Consider the following 18,549-nt stretch of genomic DNA (forward strand, 5'->3'; position numbering starts at 1 on the left):
TAATACTATATATCTTTATTATAAACGTTTTTTATATACAAATCAATGTCTTTGTAATTAAATTTGCGCTCTAAATTGTCCTTGTCAATGTATTTTGATACGGCTCCAGCACCAAAAGCGTATATGCTCGTCAAATCGTTCATCGAAATCACATTGTAAATGGCCGCTTTGCCCCTTAGTGAAAAAGCTACGTTTTCGAGATTTGAGTTTGTCATCTTCTGCCTGTACATGTAGTAAGGCTCGTAGCCTGCCACATAAAGCATGGTGTAAAGCTCTTTAGATAAATCGATGTTTTCGAGCTTAAAGTCATTTTGAGCTAGAACAGCCCTTCTTTTTAGAGCTAAATTGTGTATTGTAATCGACTCAGGTCTCATAGCTATAAGTTTTTTAAGCGAGTTAATGTAATCATCTCTCTTCTCGCCCTCAAGACCAATGATAAGATCCATATTGATATCAAAATCATATCCTCTAGCAAGTTCATAAACCTTATAAAGCTCATCAAGGCCAGCATTTCTGTGAACTCTTTTGAGCGTCTCTTCATTCATAGTCTGAGGATTGATACAAATCCTATTTACCTTGTATTTTTCAAGTATATCAAGTAGCTCCTTATCCATAGTATCCGCTCTACCACATTCAAAGGTCAGCTCTTTAAATTTATAATTCTCATTAATGTATTTTAAAAGCTTTTGGATATTAGCCTTGTCAATTGCAGATGGCGTCCCGCCACCTATGTATATGCTGTCCGGCTTCGATATATCTCTTCTTTTGCTCTCAAATTTCATCTCATCAATAACTGTGTCAATGTACTTAGTAAAATCAAAATCTTTTTTACTTATATCGTTTGTGTAAAATGAACAGTAGGAGCAAATCCCCTTACAGAATGGTATGTGTATATACAAGCTATATTTTGGCTCAAAGTTAAGATGCTGATTTCTAAAAGTTCTCTCCATTAGCTCAAACTTTTCGTCTGAGATAAAAAATTTTTCTTTAAAGGCCTCTTTATCATCTGCCTTGGCATATAGCTTTAAGGGCTTAATTCCAGTTAATATACCCCAAGGAAGACTTAGGCCTTCCTTTAAGAACTCCTCGTATAATGTACTTGTAGTAATAAATACTACATTTTGTTTCAAATCCCACTTTCTTATGGGATAATAGCTGTATAGATAGAGGTCGTAGAATCACTCCTTGAAGCTAGTCTTCCTAAATAAGGGTTACGCCTCTACTTTACGTCCTTATCAGTATGAGCTGGATAGCACATTTCGTTGCTGTATATCTAACGAGGTTTGATTGTCGTAAAGTTCTTGAGGATTCTTTCTCTATCTAAATTTATATTAAAGCTAGGTGATTTTATGCTCTACATTGGTATTGATATTGCAAAAAATAAACACGAAGCCTCAATAATCGATTCTAATGGAAAACTTGTTTCTGATTCTTTTTCCTTCTCTAATTCTATTAAAGGTCTAGAGAAATTTCAGAAACTTATTTCCTCTTTTTCAATTGATTCTAACAATTGCATTATTGGTATGGAAGCTACAGGCCATTATTGGCTGTCTCTTTATTCTTTCTTGATTGATTTAGGTTTTTCTTGTATTGTTATTAATCCTATTCAGTCTGATGCTTTTAGAAAGATGTATATTAGACAGACTAAAAATGACTCTGTGGATTCCTTTGTTATTGCTCAAATTCTTAGATTTGGTGAGTTTTCTGTTTCTCATTTTTCTGATGAGGATACTTTTGCTTTAAGAAATCTTTCTAGGTTCAGGTTTGCTCTTGTTGATGAAACTTCTGATTGGAAAAGAAAGCTTGTTGCTATTTTAGATCAGGTTTTTCCTGAATATTCTTCACTCTTTTCTAATATCTATAGTGTCACTTCTAAAGAGCTTTTGAGTAAGTATCCTTTACCTAAGGATATGATTTCTATTCCTGCTAATGATCTTGCTATACTTTTGTCTAAGTGTAGTAAGGGTCGATTTGGTATTGATAAGGCTAAAGAAATCCAAGACAAAGCTACTAATTCTTTTGGTATTAAGTTTGCTTTGAAGTCTTTTTCTTTTCAAATTAAACAAATTATTGCTCAAATTTCTTTTCTTGAAGATCAGATTTTTGAGATTGAAGATGAGATTTCTTCTATGATTAATTCTTTATGCCCTGTTATCACTTCTATCACTGGTATTGGTGATGTCTTAGGTGCCACTATTTTCTCAGAAATCGGTAATATTTCTCGTTTTGAGAGAGCTAATCAATTAGTTGCTTATGCCGGTCTAGACGTTGCTGTTAAACAGTCTGGCAATTTTAATGCAACTGACACTAAAATTTCTAAACGTGGTTCTCCCTATCTTAGACGTGCTATTTGGCTTGCTGCTAGTGTTGCTGCTTTTAAGGATCCGGCTTTGTCTATCTATTATCAAAAACTTAGACAAAGGGGTAAGGCTCATGGTACAGCTATTGGTGCTGTTGCAAGAAAGCTTACTAACATCATTTTTGCTGTTTTAAGAGATAACAAAGCTTACGTACCTAATATTTAGTTGTTATTCAATTGTAATTTATTTTTAAGCCTAATTTTTTAGGCTTGTTTGACATGCCTTAAATCTCAAGATGAATTAATTTTTATTTTCTCTTGACATTTGATAGCTGGTCTTATATATAAGAGATTTCATCTCATTATTTCTAAGCTCATCAAAACCCGTAAGCGTCCTCTCTTTGCCATCTATAGAGAATTTCACACCATCATCCAAAATCTCATAAGAAATACCGGACTTTATATTTTGAAACTCCCAAAAGAGCTCCTTTATCCTCTTTATACTAGCTTCTCTTAGCATTTACGTAAGGATTATTTGCTCTTTCTTCATCAGATGATGTGTTCATGCTGTGACCTGGATATATTGTGTAATTACCTTCTAAAGCCAAAACTCTATTAACAGAGTCAATTAGTTCATCTTCATTGCCACCATAAAGGTCGCTTCTACCAACAGAGTGGAAGAATATAGTGTCGCCAACAAATAAGCCGTCCTCAATTTGATATGTCAGGCCGCCCTTTGTGTGGCCTGGTGTCTTAATTACATTAACTTCGATATCGCCAAATTTCAAACTGCCTTCTTCATCAATAGTGTGATCTATATTGATTGGCTCGTCGATATAATTTCTCATCTTCTCATTTAGCATAAAATCAGTTTTTTGCGTCATCTCTAAATCATCTTTAGATATATAAGATGGTGCTCCTGTCAACTCTCTTAAAGCATTTACGCCCAAAATGTGATCAAAGTGACCATGTGTGAGTAGTATTGCCTTTAGATTTAAATTATGCTCTTTGATGTAAGCATATAAATCATCTGCACTGCCACCAACGTCTATAATTATGGCGTCGCCAGCATCATTACTTATGATATATGAATTTGATCCATAAACCCCAACATTTTTCTTAAAAATATTCATCTAAAACTCCTTCTTTGAATCTAATAATATAGTAACCGGTCCAGATAGATGTGCGTGTATATGCATATCCGCTCCGAAAACGCCCGATTGATATTTTATTCCACTTGCCTTTAACTTTTCTTTAAATATTTCGTAATAGCTCTCAGCCTTTTCAGCCTTGGCGCTCTTCATAAAGTTTGGTCTATTGCCCTTTCTCGCGTCACCATATAAAGTGAACTGTGAAACAAGAAGTATCTCGCCGCCTATGTCTTGAACAGATAGATTCATCTTGTCATCTTCGTCAGAAAATATCCTTAGATTACTCACCTTTTTGAAGATATAATCAAGATCTGCCTCTGTATCGTCGTCCTCAACAGCGATGTAGACCAAAAGGCCGCCATTAATCTTGCTAATTACTTTTTCATCAACTTCTAAACGAGTTTCTTCTACTCTTTGTACAACTGCTCTCATATCTATGACCTGTACACATCTAAAATGCCGTTTATAGTCTTAAGCTTTTGTATCATCTTGTCAAGCTCATCCTTTCCCACTACTTCAAAAGTCAAATATATAAATATATCGCTAATGGTATTGCTCTTTGCACTAAGTGATTGTATACCAACATTTGCTTCTTTCGCCATAGCAGTTATCTCTGAAAGTATTCCTGTCCTGTCAACCGCTCTGATTGTAACATTTGCAAGGAACTTTTCACTCGATGCCGCATCCCATTCTGCCTCGAGGCATCTGTCTGAGTCTAAGAAATTGGCAATGTTTGTGCAGTCCTTTCTGTGTATAGAAACACCATAGCCTCTAGTAACAAAACCAATGATTTCATCGCCAGGCACTGGGTTACAACACTTGGCAAACTTTATCTTCATGCCTTCAAGGCCATCGATTTTAACACCTGTAGCATCTTTCTTCGATGAAGAGCTCTTTAGGTAGTCGTCCTCGTTCTTTGTTAGACCAATATTTTCTATAGCATTTTTAATATTTAAAATCTTATTAATAACAAGCTTCTCTTTAAAATTACCATAACCAATGGATGCGAACAAATCACTGATAGAGTTAATTGAAAGTTCTTTTGCTAATTTATTATAAATCTTTTCATTATCGAGAATATTTGTATCAAGACCAAGCTTTTTCGCTTCTCTCTCAAATAGCTCCTTGCCCTTCTCAATGCTGATGTCTTTTTCTTTAGACTTGAACCATTGTTTAATCTTTTGTTTAGCTCTTGGGCTCTTTACAAATTTTAGCCAGTCTCTACTTGGGCCAGAAGCTGATTTTTGCGTGATAATCTCAACTATATTACCATTCTTAAGCTTATAGTTTAGTGGAACTATCCTTGAGTCAACTTTAGCTCCAACACAAGTGTTACCAACGCCTGTGTGTACTCTATAAGCAAAGTCGACCGGAGTCGAACCTTCTGGAAGGTCGACAACATCACCATTAGGCGTGAAAACAAAGACCTCATCATCGAAAAAGTCTATCTTTAACGTATCAATAAACTCTTTTGGATCCTTTAAGTCTTTTTGCCATTCAAGCAATTGCCTTAGCCAGTCAAGCTTGTTGTCAACGTCCTTGCCTTGAGCCTTGCCACCCTTATATTTCCAATGCGCAGCGATACCGTATTCGGCCACTTCATGCATTTCGTAAGTCCTAATCTGTATCTCAAATATCTCTCCAGTGTCAGAAATAACAGTTGTGTGCAGCGATTGATACATGTTTGGCTTAGGCATAGCGATGTAGTCTTTGAATCTGCCTGGAAGTGGCTTCCACATGGAGTGCACTATACCTAAAACAGCGTAGCAGTCCTTAACCGTGTCGACAAGTATCCTCACGGCAATTAAATCATATATACTCTCAAAGCTCTTGTTCTTGCCATTCATCTTCTTGTATATGCTGTAGAAATTCTTCGGTCTACCGCTTATATCGTAGTGAAGCTCTTGCTTATCAAGCTCAGTTGATATAGCCTTTATAATCTCATTGATCTCTTTCTCGCGCTCGCTCCTCTTCTTGTTGATCTTTTCAACCAAGTCGTAGTAGCCTTCTGGATCAAGATACCTTAAAGATAAATCTTCAAGCTCCCACTTAATCTTGAAAATTCCGAGCCTACCAGCAAGTGGCGCATATATCTCTATAGTTTCCTTAGCCTTTTGCTTTTGCTTTTCTTCGTTCATATACTCAAGCGTACGAAGATTATGTAGTCTATCTGCAAGTTTTACAATGATGACTCTGATGTCGTTATTCATAGCAAGAATCATCTTTCTAAGGTTTTCTGCTTGAAAATCTTCAGAGCTCTTGTAATTTAATTTATTTAACTTTGTTACCCCATCGACAATATTTGCGATGTCCTCTGAGAACATGTTCTTTACATCATCATAAGTCGCAGGCGTATCCTCAACCACATCATGAAGAAGCGCAGCTATGATGGTCTCGACGTCCATATCTAGGTCAGCGAGTATGATAGCAACATTGACAGGGTGAATTATATAAGGCTCGCCAGACTTTCTCTTTTGATCCTTATGCATCATTTTAGCATATTCAAAAGCCTTCATTACAAAGGCAACTTCCTCTTCAGTCATGTATTTTTCAATAATTTTGATTAAATCTTCTATCATAAGCTCACCTCCTAAATCTAAAGTGCTTAATATTTATTTCTAGATTTTTATTATTCATGTACTCATTAATTCTAAGATTGTAGCAAATGTCCATAATTATCTCCTTGCCACTTGCTAAATCCCTGTATATATCAGAGTTAAACTGATCTTCGTAGTCTTTTTTAAATTCATCTTCCTTATAGAATAGTATAGCCATCATTATATTATCAAGCTTAGTTCTGAATTTTAGCTTTATCACGCTGCGATTCTGTCCAAAAACGCTTATATCCTTTAAAATAAGGTCTTTATCTGCAAATAGTACAGCAGGGTTCTTCTCTCCAAATGGTTTTAACTTTTCAATTGTGTCATAAGTCGAAAATTTTTGAAAATCAATTGGATAAAAGGCATCGATATATATCTTTTCTATCTTATCCTCATCTGTCAGAGTCGAATTTTCATTTAAAAGTGTGACAAAATCGTCATAATTATCAAGCTTAAGCTCTAAGCCCGCCGCTAGTTTATGTCCGCCAAAGCTATTTAAAAGCTCCTTAGCCTTGTTTAGCTCGTCAAATATATTGTATTCCTCAATAGATCTTGCCGAACCATATAAAACGCCATCTTCTTCATATAAGGCTATGGCTGGTTTGTAATACCTTTCCTTAAGCCTTCCAGCGACAATACCCGCGACGCTTCTTTCTATATCTTTGGATTTAACTATAATTATGTCCTTGTCCTCAAAAGCCTCATCTGCTTCCATCTCTTTTATTGCCACATCGTAGCCAAGCTCTGTCAAATCTTTTCTCTCTTGATTAAGAGCATATAATTCCTTGCAAATTGCAATTATACTATCATCATCACAAGACTCAAAGGCCGCAATTGCGTGGTTTGCATTACTTAGCCTGCCTATTGCATTGACTGATGGACCCAAAATGAAGCCAATATGAAATACATTTATCTCCTTATCAACTTTTAACTCGTTCTTCAAATGATAGAATACGTTGGCTGGTCTTGAATTCATTAGCTCCAGGCCTCTCTTTACAAGGTCACGGTTTTCATCAAGCAGCGGCATGATGTCAGTTACAGTCGCAAAAGCTGCATACTGAATAATTTCATCAATTAAATCAGGATTAAAGTCGTAGTCTTTGCTAATATATGTAATTAATTTAAAAGCAACAAAGGCTCCGCATATCTCCTTAAATGTATAGGATGACTTTTCAACTTTTGGGTCAATTATTGCATCTGCTTCAACAGAAATCTCTTTGCCATCTTCAATTTTAGGTAAATGGTGGTCGGTAACAATGACTTTTATGCCATTATCCTTAGCGTATTTCACTGCTTCAAAGGCTGATACACCATTGTCACAAGTGATTATGACTGCTACATCATCTTTAATGCAGCCATCAACTATACGCTTATTGATGCCATAGCCATCCGCCTTTCTATCAGGCACTTCAAAACTAGCCTCTGCCCCGAAGGACTTAAGGCTTCTAAGTAAAAGCGTAGTAGACATGATGCCGTCCGAATCATAGTCACCAACGACTCTGATCTTCTTGTGATTATCTATAGCGTCCTTAATAATTTCGCGCGCCACGTCCATATCTGGAAGGCCATCAGTTCTGTAAATCTTAGTGTAGTCATCGTTTAAGTAATCAATGACTTCATCAGCATCGACAACGCCTCTATTGCAAAGAACTTTTGCTAGTAGATCATCCTTTACTATGCTCTTAACCGCCGAATAATTCTCAGCATTTCTGTTTTTCAAAAACCATTTTTGCATACAATAACCCCATTATCTATATTTAATCATTATATCATAAATTGCTTAATATTAAAAGCATTTTTTATAAAGTAAATCAATATAAAAAAGTAATATACAAAATCTTAAAGTTTTGAATATTAGTCCGTGATAAATAAGTACTCAATTCTGTGATAAAAAGAAAAGGCCTAGATATAATCTAGACCATTCTAAAAAGATTGCAGTGTTAAATTTTTATATTGACTTTTTTATAATTCAATAAACTCATCTATGCCTAAATCTTTTAAAATAATTTTTGCCTCTTATTCATCAAAATTCTTTACTCCTAGACTAAGCTCTTTGAACACTTCATCTGTAATATAGTAGTTTGCGTCTTGCATAACAAGCGAAAAGTTTTTAAGTATATCTTTTAGAAAGTTTCTCTCCTAATAAATAAATTCTTCTGCCATTTTTGTTTTTTCTATTAAATTCTTGTAAACTTTTGATTTTTGTAAAAGCTCTTCATGTTTGCCTTCGCTTTCTACTCTTCCGTTTTCAAGAACTACAATCTTGTCTGCATTTTCTATAGATTTCATTCTATGTGAAATGATGACAACAGTTTTATCTTTAATTAAATTATTTAAAGACTCTTGGATTTTTTTCTCGTTGTCAACATCAAGACTTGCTGCTATCTCATCTAAGATCAATATCGGCGCATCTTTTAAGAAGGCTCTGGCTATTGATAACCTTTGTCTTTCCCCTCCTGATAGCTCCGCGCCATTTTCACCAATAACTGTATCGAAACCTTTATCCATTTTTTCTATAAAATCTGTGCAGTTTGCAAGTTTTGCTGCTCTTTTTACTTCTTCGTCGCTTGCATCTTGCTTACCAAGTCTAATATTTTCCATAACACTTTGATTAAAGAGAACTACATCTTGGAAAACTATTGAAACCTTATCAAAAAGAGATTCTGTTGATATTTCTTTTATATCTTTGCCATCGATTAAGATTTGTCCCTCATCATAATCATAAAGTCTTGATATAAGTTTCAATATAGTTGTTTTACCGCATCCACTTGCTCCTACTAAAGCAGTTACCTCTCCCTGCTTAGCTTTAAAGCTTACGCCATTTAAAACTTTTGCGTCTTTATTATAAGCAAATTCAACATCTTTTAAATCAATATCAAATTTTTTCAAATTATAGTCTTCGCCCTCTTGTAATTCTTGATTTTGAATTTCTTTTAGTCTTTCAATCTTTGGTGTTAAATAAAATATCTCCATCATTCCCTCTTTAGATGCATCAAGAGCGTCTTTTATCTTCATAGACGCTAGCAAATATCCCACAAGGTAAAGAGCACTTATCTCTTTATTAATAATTAGATTTACGCCAACAAATATTACGACAGCAAGGGATATAAAGCTAAAAATTGAAGATATAGACATAGTTAAAATAAGTCCCATCTCTGTCTTTAAGTGCACTTTTTCACTTTTATCCATTTTTTCATATAGCTTATCTTTCATTTCCTCTGATAAGCCATAGGCTTTGATCTCCATTTGCATCTCGATATTTTCTTGAAAGCTTTCTGAGTTTTCTCTTAAGACCTTATAATATTCTTTCTCTCCCTTAACTGAATGTTTTTTAGATAGTGGTATAAATATAAAACTTAAAAGAGATGGAATAATTACAGCTAAACCCATCTTCACATTGCTCACTAGCATCATGATGGATATTAGTGGGAAGAAAAGTACCATGCCGCCGACTTTTGGTATTGAGTGGCTCATCGCGTGTTCTATACCTTCAATGTCAGCCATGATTGTTTGCGCTAAATCTGAAATATCATGCTTAGAAAAGTAAGATAAAGGCAGTTTTGATAAATTTTCTGCTGTTCTTACCCTTAAATCCGCACTTTCTTGATATGTTGTGCTATATAGTTTATCGTATTCGATAGAAAGCAAAATATACATTGCTATCAAGGTCAAAACTGAGAATACCATATAAAATCCCTTGCTTCTACCAATATTTTCCAAGACTTCCTGAGCAAAAATCATTAGTAATATCGCTGGAAGCATGTTTATACAATAAACGAAAAATGAAGCCAGTGTTGCTTTACTTAAATTTCTTGCTCCTTTATCTGTAAGAGCAAATCTTTTTTTATAAAACTCCTTCATTTGAAACCCTCCATTCATTCGCACTGTTAAACATTTCTTGCAATCTCTTATACCTTGTATCTCTTGACATTAATTCTTTGTCAGAGCCTCTCTCTATAATTTTTCCACTATCCATTACAATAACTTCATCAAGGTCTTTAATTGTAGATAGTCTATGCGCAATCATGATAACTGTTTTATCCTTCATCAGATTTTTAAAAGCTTTTTGCAATTCAAACTCGTTATCTGGGTCAATAGACGCCGAGGCCTCATCCATAATGATAATTTTGGAATCCTTTAAAATTGCTCTAGCAATTGCAATTCTTTGTTTTTCTCCACCAGATAAATAAACTCCTTTTGAACCTATGATAGTATTTTCTCTTTCTGGGAATTTGTCTAGTATCAAATCGCATCCTGCTAATTTTAAGGCTCTCATAACGTCGTCTTTGCCCGCATCTTTATTAGCTAAAGCTACATTGTCATAAATACTTTGCTTGAATAATTTTGAATCTTGAAAAACAAAGGAAATTGCCTTAATTAAGGCTTCGTCAGAGTATTCACTTATTGCTATGCCGCCTATCTTTATGCTTCCATGATTAACATTGTAAAAACCCGATATAAGTTTTGCTACTGTTGATTTGCCTGATCCCGATGAACCGACTAGCGCATAGGACTTTCCTTCTTCTAATTTAAAGGATAAATTTTCAATGACGGCTTTATCGTTATAAGCAAAGCTTACATTATCAAATTCTATATTATAGTTTTTAAAATTATTGACATCACCGTGCACTAATTTGTCTTTTTGCATATCATTGTAAAGTGCCTCTAAAGTATCTACTGCATAATTGCCTTGAGAAATGTACATAGAGTACCACATCATCCTCATAAATGAAACAAAGAGAACTCCCGATAAGAATAAAATCATGATAAGCTCAAGTAAAATCACCTTGGCGCTGCCTAAGCTATTTATAAAATAAACTATAGGAATAATTAAAATTGCAATCAAGCCAAAAAACAACCATTGATACAAAACATAAGGTATTTTACAAGATAGTGAATAATTATAAGCATACTTTGAGTAATCTTTTATCGCCTTATAAAAGCTTTTAAAGGACTCTACATTTGCTTTAAATATTTTTACAACTTGCATTCCTCTTACGTATTCAACAGTTTCAGCACTTAGTTTAGATAAGGCTTCTTGGTATATCTTCATAAATTCTTGCTCACCCATCATTGCCCCTAAAATTAAGCCGCCAATTATGGTAAGAGCAAGCAAGGTTATGCCAACTCTTATACTTACTATAAAGCCTAGTACAAGGACAAGTATGGGTGTAACTATTGCTTGAGAACTATCTGGAATCATGTGAGCTACAACCTGATGAGTTTGCGCGGCATTATCATCAATGATCTTTCTTATTTGACCAGATGGATTTAGGTCAAAGAACCTGAAACTTGCTTTCTCTAAGCCGTCTATCCCCCTCTTCCTTAAATTTGTTTCGAGTCTAAATCCTAGTATGTGTGAAAATGTTGCTGAAACAATATATAATATAGCTCCACTTGTTAATGCAACGACCGATTTTAATGCTATGCTCTCTGCGCCAGATAAATTTGAATTAATTATTAAATTATCCAGAAATTTGTAGATTAAATAAAATCCATATACCGTAAGCACAGCAGATATAGCAGAAAAAACTATAGCCAAAGCCCCAAGATATTTTTTATCCTGTACATAAGCAAATAGTTTTTTGTAAATCTTCATAATATTATCTCCCTTCTTTGATATTCCTTTTAGATAAAATTTTCTTTGCTAGCAATCTTTATCCTTGCTTTTTTATTATACATCAGGTATAATTAGTAATGCAATAGCCGCGGCTAACTAAGTCTATTAGGAATATTGTCTGAAAGGGATAGGTGTATTATGAGATATTATGATTTTGTAAAAGATTATATGAAGGTGGATGAATGTAAAAACAATAAGAAGTACTCAAGTGCAGGCCACACTTTTTGTTGGAATAAAGATAACTTAACTTATGCAGAAGGGCTGTATTGGTTTTATGAAGGAGAAGGCTTCATTATCGATATACATGATTTTTATATTAAAGAAGAAGTAATTCAAAATAGTACTTATAGCATGGCAGACTATGTATCAATTTACACAAGCTACATAGTCAGCGCAAATGGAGAAAAGTTTAATCCGTATCAAACGATTACTGCAAACTCATTATGTACTTTTGATTTTGATAATATAAGAGATGATTTTGTTTTTTTATTGCATGAGAATTGTTGTTATCTTGCTGTTTCCATTGGTTTTAAAAAAGCGCTAATAGAAAAACATCTAGCGTCTATTAACATTAATCCAGAATCATTTTATTCAGTTTTACTTCAGCCGAATCAAATAATTCTTACAAAATCCTTAGAAAAAGTTGCAATGGAAATATTAAATTGTAAAATGGCCGCACCCGCCGCTGATTTTTTCTTTAAAGCAAAGGCAAATGAGTGGATAAGTATAGTAATAGATACCTACTTAAATAGAAAAAAATATAAAATTGAAATTGATGATGATAAAGCGCTTGAAGATGTCGCTAGATTTTTAGAAGATCATTTCGCAACGAATGTAAATCAAGGTACTCTTGAAAAAATATCTAAAATGAGTGGAACTAAACTAAAAAATCTATTCAAAGAGAAATATGGTCAAAGTATTACAGAGTATACTCAGAGAAAAAGAATGAATGTGGCTGAAACACTTCTACTAAACACAGGGCTACCTATAAAAGAGATAGCAGAATCTGTTGGATACACATCTGCAAGCAAATTTTCAATTTATTACAAAAGATATAAGGGAAAACTTCCTAGTGAGGTACGAAATACAACTTATAATCATGATAGTTTAAGATGTGATCACTGTGACAAATAAAGTGTTTTATAAAAGAGAAAAGGCCTAGATTAAATCTAGACCTCTTAAATGAAATACTTGCAAAGACATTGCGTCATTGACATGAAAAAGAGCTCCAAAATAGGAGCTCAATATAAACTATTTAATTACTCTTCTTGCTGCAACAAACTTATCTAAGTAGTATCCTGAATTTATATCGGATATTACAACGCTCATCATCTTACCGCTTGATGCGTGAACCATCTTACCGTCGCCAATATATAGGCCTGCGTGTGATATACCACTACCGTAAGTGTTGAATAAAAGTATATCGCCTGGTAATAGATTTGCTTTTTCTACAGGCACGCCGGACGAAACAAGTGCTGATGATGATCTTGAAACAGTCATGTTTAAAACGTTCTTATAGCAATAGTAAACTAAGCCCGAACAGTCAAAACTGTCTGGACCAGCTGCTGCGTATACGTATGGCTTGCCTATTTGCGCTTTGGCAAATTCTACAAGGCCCATAACATCTTTGCGTCCAGCGTAAGCTGATCTGTCTACGCTTTCTGCTTCTTCTTTTATTTCTACTAAGGAAATGTCATTCTTATGTGCTAGGAATGTGTTATTGCCATCACTTAATGTGTATGTCTTACCATCATAGCTAAGTATATTAACCTTATCATTCATCTTTAGTACAAGAGTTTTATCTCCAGACTTAAGTGTCTTATTGACCTTTGAGTATGCTTCTGTAGTAGCCCTTTCTTTAATATTTTCCAAGTCTTTAATTTCTAATAAACCAACTCTCATCTTCGAGTCTGAAAATATAGATCCATCTGCACCAGTATGTAGAAGCTCGACAATTTCTCCAGGCATTAAGTAATCAAAAGGAGCTACGCCTTGTGAAGCTGATATGCCTGTGAATGAAACTACTCTATACTTATTAGTATCTTTTTGTGTCACAATAAGTGCATCCTTTGCAAGCTTAACAGCCTTGCCGCTTTTACTAACTGTATATGAGTCTTTATCTTCATTTATTATGTTAACAATTTCTTTATCGTCAAATTTTACATTGTCTTTGCTAACGAAAGGTTTAACCATAACGCCGTAGTCTTTAAATCCGATCAGTGATATTAGGAATAAAGAAACTAGTAAGACGCATGATCTGTAATTTGAATTCTTCATTTGCATTACCTCCCTTAGGTACTAGTTATTTTATACTAAATCAGAAAAAAAATCAAGGGTTTTATAAAAATTCCCTTGATTCTTAAATAAATTTTTCTATTTTTTCTTAATTTTCATACTTTAGTAGTATGTTATTTTTCTTCTTTCTTAATTATTTCTTTATTATCAATTTCTTTTCTGATTCTAGACATAAAGTCTTCTAATGACACTTTTCCTTGGTCGCCTAGATCTCTGTGTCTAATAGTTACTGTCTTTGTACTTGCTTCTTCTTCTCCTATTATTAGCATGTACTCAACTTTTTCCACTTGTGCTTCTCTTATCTTCTTGCCAATCTTTTCATTTCTATCGTCAAGAACGGCTCTATATCCATTTGCTTTTAGCTCGTCGTAAACTGATTTTGCGTAGTCATTGAACTTTTCTGATATTGATAATATCTTTACTTGAACTGGCGCAAGCCATAATGGGAACTTGCCGATAAATTTTTCGATAAGTGCTCCTAAGAATCTTTCTAATGAGCCAAATAAAGCTCTGTGAAGCATAACTGGTCTCTTCTTTTCACCATTTTCATCAATATATGTTAAGTCGAAGTTAATTGGCATTTGGAAGTCTAATTGAATAGTTCCGCATTGCCATGTTCTTCCTATAGCGTCCTCTAAGTGGAAGTCAATCTTTGGTCCATAGAAAGCGCCGTCACCTTCGTTGATAGTGTATTCAATGCCTCTCTTTTCAAGTGCTGACTTAAGTGCCGCTTCAGCTATATTCCAAGTTTCTATCTCGCCCATGAAGTCATCTGGTCTTGTTGATAGCTCAACTGTGTATTTAAAATCGAAAGTGCTGTATAAGTAGTCTGCTAGGTCTATCATCTTAAATACTTCGTCTTCAACTTGTGATGGCAAGCAATATACGTGAGCATCGTCTTGAGTAAATGTTCTTACTCTGAATAATCCGTGTAGTGTACCTGAAAGCTCGTGTCTGTGTACTTGACCAAACTCTGATAACCTAATTGGAAGCTCTTTGTATGAGTGTTGGCTGTTTGCGTAAACTATAGTTGAGCCTGGGCAGTTCATTGGTTTGATTGCATAATCTTTATCATCTATCTTAGTAAAGTACATATTTTCTTTATAGTGATCCCAGTGACCGCTTCTGTGCCATAGGTCTTCGTTTAAGATGATAGGTGTTAGTATTTCACCGTAACCATTCTTAGCTAAAACGTCTCTCCACCAAGAAAGAAGCTCGTTTCTAACAACCATTCCGTTTGGATGGAAGAATGGGAAGCCCGGTCCTTCATCGTGCATGCTGAACAAATCCATCTCTTTACCAATCTTTCTGTGGTCTCTAAGCTTTGCTTCTTCAAGTCTTGCTAGGTGCTCGTCAAGCATCTTCTTCTTAGGGAAGGATACAGCGTAAATTCTTTGAAGCATTTCGTTGTGTTCATCGCCTCTCCAATAAGCGCCTGCTATTGAAAGCAATTTGAAGGCTTTAATCTTTGAGATGTCATATAGGTGAGGTCCCTTACATAAGTCAACGAAGTCACCTAGTTTGTAGAATGATATGTGAGCATCTTCTGGAAGATCTTCGATTAATTCAACTTTATATTTTTCGCCCATTTTCTTGAAGTGCTCAATCGCTTCATTTCTTGGCATTTCATATCTCTCAAGAACGCCGCCTTCTTTAACTATGGCAGTCATTTCCTTTTCTATCTTTTCAAAATCTTCAGGAACAAATCTATGTTCTGTATCGAAATCGTAGTAGAAACCATCATCAATAGATGGACCAATGGCGAACTTAACGTCCTTGTATAATCTTTGTATTGCGTAAGCCATAAGGTGAGCTGATGTATGCCAGAATATAGCCTTGCCTTCTTTGTCTTCAAACTTAACAAATTTTACCTTGCTATCTTCTTCTAGCGTTTCTTGTAGGCCCATAGTTGTACCATTGACAACTGCTCCTAATACATCTCTTAATAATACTTCTGATATGTCCTTGCACACATCATAAAGCTTTACTCCCTTATCATACTCTCTTTTAGAGTCATCAGGTAGTGCTACAATAATCTTTGACATTTTTACCTCCTATAATATCTTCTGGTGAAATAAAAAAAAGCCCACCATCCCTCAAGGGACGATGAGACCGTGGTTCCACCCTAATTACTTCTTTCTAGAGCTATAACGTGCTCCACTCCGTGATTCCTTTCGGATCCGATTCAAGGTTAGTCTTCATATAAGTGCTTATAGGAAAATCACAGCCAGCATTCCCTCTCTTGATAAGCTTAAGTATACTACTCTTCCTCTCATTATCTTTAAATATTAATTTATTATATACTATCACAAAGACTTTGCTTTGTCAAGAATTTTTTGGCGCATCTAAAAGGAGTCGAACCTTTGGCCTGCCGATCCGGAGTCGGCCGCTCTATCCACTGAGCTATAGATGCTGGTAGTTTTTAATCACCTTTATGCTAATAGCCTTGTTTATAGTAATGGCGTTTGCGATGATTAATTCAATGGATTAGTAAAAGAATTTATGTATAAAAAAAAGAAGTGCGAACACTTCTTTTGGTGCGGGAAAGAGGACTTGAACCCCCACGTCGTTGACACTAGATCCTAAGTCTAGCGCGTCTGCCAATTCCGCCACTCCCGCATGTTGGTGATCCATCCGCGACTCGAACGCGGGACACCCTGATTAAAAGTCAGGTGCTCTGGCCGGCTGAGCTAATGGACCAAATTTTTAAAAAAATTATGGGGTGGATAATGAGATTCGAACTCATGACCTCCAGAGCCACAATCTGGCGCCCTAACCAACTAGGCTATACCCACCATATCTCTGGAATTAAGATCACTTACTATCTTCGGCCAAAGTAGTTAGCTCTCTTAACAACTACTTTGCCATTATAACAAATAAAAGAAAGCTTGTCAAGACTTTTTTAAAATTTTCTTAACTTTTCTTTAATTTCTTTTATTTAGGTCTTAGTAAGTGCCTAATCTCATCAAGCACTCGTTAATTATACATCTATTACGTCTCTTTGTCAATAGTTTTTTTAAAAATTCTTTACTTTTTTTTAATTTCAAAACGTCCTAGGTTTTTTTGATTATATAAGAATAGTATTAGCGCTGATAAAAGTATCAGTCCTATACCTAAAAACTCTATAGGAATAATCTTATCTCCGAAGATTATAAAACCTAGTATAGCTGAGAATATAACTGAAGTGTAGTTATATATACTTACCTCGCCTGCTGGTGCATATAGATAGGCAATTGTTAATAAATATTGACCCAAGCCACCAAAGATGCCTATCATTGATAGCCATAGCCAGTCAATAGGAAGTGGCCTTTTATATGTCATCACAAGTGGTATAAACAAGCTGACACAAGTAACAGCTCCAAAAGCTAGCATGATTCTGTAAGCATTTTCGCTCTTACCAAGCTTACCGATTATGGTATAAGCACCTGCAGCAAATACGGCTGAGAATATACCTGATAGAGCTGGAAGCAAATTGTAATTGCCTGATGGATTAGTTACAAAGTAGGCTCCTACAAAGGCAATTAATAGCGATAGTACATGAACTTTAGTTAATTTTTCGTTTAAGAATATAGCCGCAAATATCATTACAAAGAAAGGTGAGCTCTTTTGTAAGATGGCTGCATTGGCTGTTGGCATGTTCTTTGTTGCGTAAAAGTACAAAACAACGCCGAATAGACCTAAAAAACCTCTAAAAAATAAAGCTAGTCTGTGTTCTTTGACAGGCATTAGCTTTTCTTTATTTTTCTTAAGCATTATTATACTAAAGACTGCTAATATAAAATTTCTAAATACAACTTGTAAAAATATACTTACATTGTCTGAAGTAAGCTTGACAGCAATCTGCATTAGCGAAAATGCTAGTGCAGATGCCACCATACATAAAATACCTTTTGTCTTATCGTTCATTATTTAAACACAACCTCGATTACTTCTTTACCTAGGTCTAGGCTGCCGTCTTCTTTAAGCTTCATGCTGAAGTCCTTAGTATTGTCACCATTCTTAATAGTGAAGACAAATTTTTCAAGATCCGCATCTGATATAGCTAGCTTAAGTCCAAACTTCTTACCTAACGTAAATGATTCGCCATCTCCCTCAGAGTCCTTTTCCTTGATTATTAAATCAGTCTTGTCTTCCTTAGGTATGATTAAATATTCTTTTGCGTCGTCATTTTCACTTAGAAGTAGTTCTTTTACATTGTATGCAGCGAATAAATCTTCTTTATCGTTGTTATTAGTGATGTTTGCTATAGCAAGTAGCTCGCCATCTTTAAAGTCATCAAAGTACTTGATATTAACTTTATCCTTCATGTCGCCACTTTCTTCTGGTGTTTCTTCTTCAGCCTTCTTATCGTCAGCTGTATCTTTTTCTTCAGTTTTTTCTGTGCTAGCAGTTTCAGTTTTCTTTTCAGCATCTTTGTTAGCAGGTGCTGAGCAAGCCACACTTAATAGTGAAAGTGCTAGTAGTAGTGCAATTAGTATCTTTTTCATAATAACCTCCATAAATTGATATCTAATAAATATTATACACTTGATGAATGCAATTGTCAACACGTGATATAAGCTATAGCTGCTATAAAAAACTGCC

Annotated in this window: 14 protein-coding genes and 4 tRNA genes; 2 read left to right on the plus strand and 16 right to left on the minus strand. The window is 34.9% G+C overall.

Going from position 1 to position 18,549, the window contains the following annotated elements; genetic code table 11:
- Positions 1-5: 5 nt before the first annotated feature.
- A complete protein-coding gene (gene hemZ, locus BN3004_RS07605) occupies positions 6-1,130 on the minus strand; it encodes a coproporphyrinogen dehydrogenase HemZ (protein ID WP_058260580.1) in 1,125 nt (374 codons plus the stop codon).
- A gap of 219 nt (positions 1,131-1,349) precedes the next feature.
- Here hemZ and BN3004_RS07610 point away from each other — a divergent pair, with 219 nt between their 5' ends.
- Complete coding sequence (locus BN3004_RS07610) at positions 1,350-2,525, plus strand: IS110 family RNA-guided transposase (protein ID WP_058260581.1); 1,176 nt, start codon at positions 1,350-1,352, stop codon at positions 2,523-2,525.
- 75 nt (positions 2,526-2,600) lie between these two features.
- On the opposite strand, the gene BN3004_RS08465 is transcribed toward BN3004_RS07610, so the two are convergent.
- The 7 genes from BN3004_RS08465 to BN3004_RS07645 all read right to left on the minus strand — a co-directional run bounded on the left by BN3004_RS08465 (position 2,601) and on the right by BN3004_RS07645 (position 11,649).
- Entirely contained in the window at positions 2,601-2,819 is a 219-nt protein-coding gene (locus BN3004_RS08465) for a hypothetical protein (protein ID WP_058260582.1), read from the minus strand.
- The gene (locus BN3004_RS07620; RefSeq protein ID WP_058260583.1) at positions 2,803-3,432 is read right to left on the minus strand and encodes an MBL fold metallo-hydrolase; all 630 of its coding nucleotides are present in this window, start codon (positions 3,430-3,432) and stop codon (positions 2,803-2,805) included. The genes BN3004_RS08465 and BN3004_RS07620 overlap by 17 nt, the downstream gene beginning before the upstream one ends.
- Positions 3,433-3,882 carry a D-aminoacyl-tRNA deacylase gene (gene dtd, locus BN3004_RS07625; protein WP_058260584.1) on the minus strand — a complete coding sequence of 150 codons (450 nt, stop codon included), beginning with the start codon at positions 3,880-3,882 and terminating at the stop codon, positions 3,433-3,435.
- A gap of 2 nt (positions 3,883-3,884) precedes the next feature.
- Positions 3,885-6,029 (minus strand): RelA/SpoT family protein, encoded by a 2,145-nt coding sequence (locus BN3004_RS07630; protein ID WP_058260585.1) that lies wholly within the window; start codon positions 6,027-6,029, stop codon positions 3,885-3,887.
- A 4-nt stretch (positions 6,030-6,033) separates the two neighbouring features.
- Positions 6,034-7,785, minus strand: coding sequence for a single-stranded-DNA-specific exonuclease RecJ (gene recJ / locus BN3004_RS07635; RefSeq protein ID WP_058260586.1), 1,752 nt, complete (start codon positions 7,783-7,785; stop codon positions 6,034-6,036).
- A 404-nt stretch (positions 7,786-8,189) separates the two neighbouring features.
- Positions 8,190-9,911 (minus strand): ABC transporter ATP-binding protein, encoded by a 1,722-nt coding sequence (locus BN3004_RS07640; RefSeq protein WP_058260587.1) that lies wholly within the window; start codon positions 9,909-9,911, stop codon positions 8,190-8,192.
- Complete coding sequence (locus BN3004_RS07645; protein WP_058260588.1) at positions 9,895-11,649, minus strand: ABC transporter ATP-binding protein; 1,755 nt, start codon at positions 11,647-11,649, stop codon at positions 9,895-9,897. Before BN3004_RS07645 ends, BN3004_RS07640 begins: the two co-directional genes overlap by 17 nt.
- 159 nt (positions 11,650-11,808) lie before the next feature.
- On the opposite strand from BN3004_RS07645, the gene BN3004_RS07650 reads away from it, so the two are divergent.
- A complete protein-coding gene (locus tag BN3004_RS07650) occupies positions 11,809-12,804 on the plus strand; it encodes a helix-turn-helix domain-containing protein (RefSeq protein WP_058260589.1) in 996 nt (331 codons plus the stop codon).
- A gap of 117 nt (positions 12,805-12,921) precedes the next feature.
- On the opposite strand, the gene BN3004_RS07655 is transcribed toward BN3004_RS07650, so the two are convergent.
- From BN3004_RS07655 to BN3004_RS07690, 8 genes are all read right to left on the minus strand, one after another.
- Positions 12,922-13,947, minus strand: coding sequence for a C40 family peptidase (locus tag BN3004_RS07655; RefSeq protein ID WP_058260590.1), 1,026 nt, complete (start codon positions 13,945-13,947; stop codon positions 12,922-12,924).
- Positions 13,948-14,078: 131 nt separating this feature from the next.
- Positions 14,079-16,010 carry a threonine--tRNA ligase gene (thrS, locus tag BN3004_RS07660; RefSeq protein ID WP_058260591.1) on the minus strand — a complete coding sequence of 644 codons (1,932 nt, stop codon included), beginning with the start codon at positions 16,008-16,010 and terminating at the stop codon, positions 14,079-14,081.
- Between the two features lie 292 nt (positions 16,011-16,302).
- Positions 16,303-16,378, minus strand: a tRNA-Arg gene (locus BN3004_RS07665).
- A gap of 122 nt (positions 16,379-16,500) precedes the next feature.
- Positions 16,501-16,584: transfer RNA gene (locus BN3004_RS07670), tRNA-Leu, on the minus strand.
- Between the two features lie 4 nt (positions 16,585-16,588).
- A tRNA-Lys gene (locus BN3004_RS07675) sits at positions 16,589-16,665 on the minus strand.
- A gap of 18 nt (positions 16,666-16,683) precedes the next feature.
- Positions 16,684-16,760, minus strand: a tRNA-His gene (locus tag BN3004_RS07680).
- 232 nt (positions 16,761-16,992) lie between these two features.
- Entirely contained in the window at positions 16,993-17,871 is an 879-nt protein-coding gene (locus tag BN3004_RS07685; protein ID WP_058260592.1) for a DMT family transporter, read from the minus strand.
- Positions 17,871-18,452: a hypothetical protein gene (locus BN3004_RS07690; protein WP_058260593.1), complete on the minus strand. Its 582-nt coding sequence runs from the start codon at positions 18,450-18,452 to the stop codon at positions 17,871-17,873. Before BN3004_RS07690 ends, BN3004_RS07685 begins: the two co-directional genes overlap by 1 nt.
- Positions 18,453-18,549 lie beyond the last annotated feature (97 nt).

Origin of the sequence: Fenollaria timonensis, from assembly GCF_001457835.1 — a bacterium.
GTDB classification, from domain to species: Bacteria; Bacillota; Clostridia; order Tissierellales; family Peptoniphilaceae; genus Fenollaria; species Fenollaria timonensis.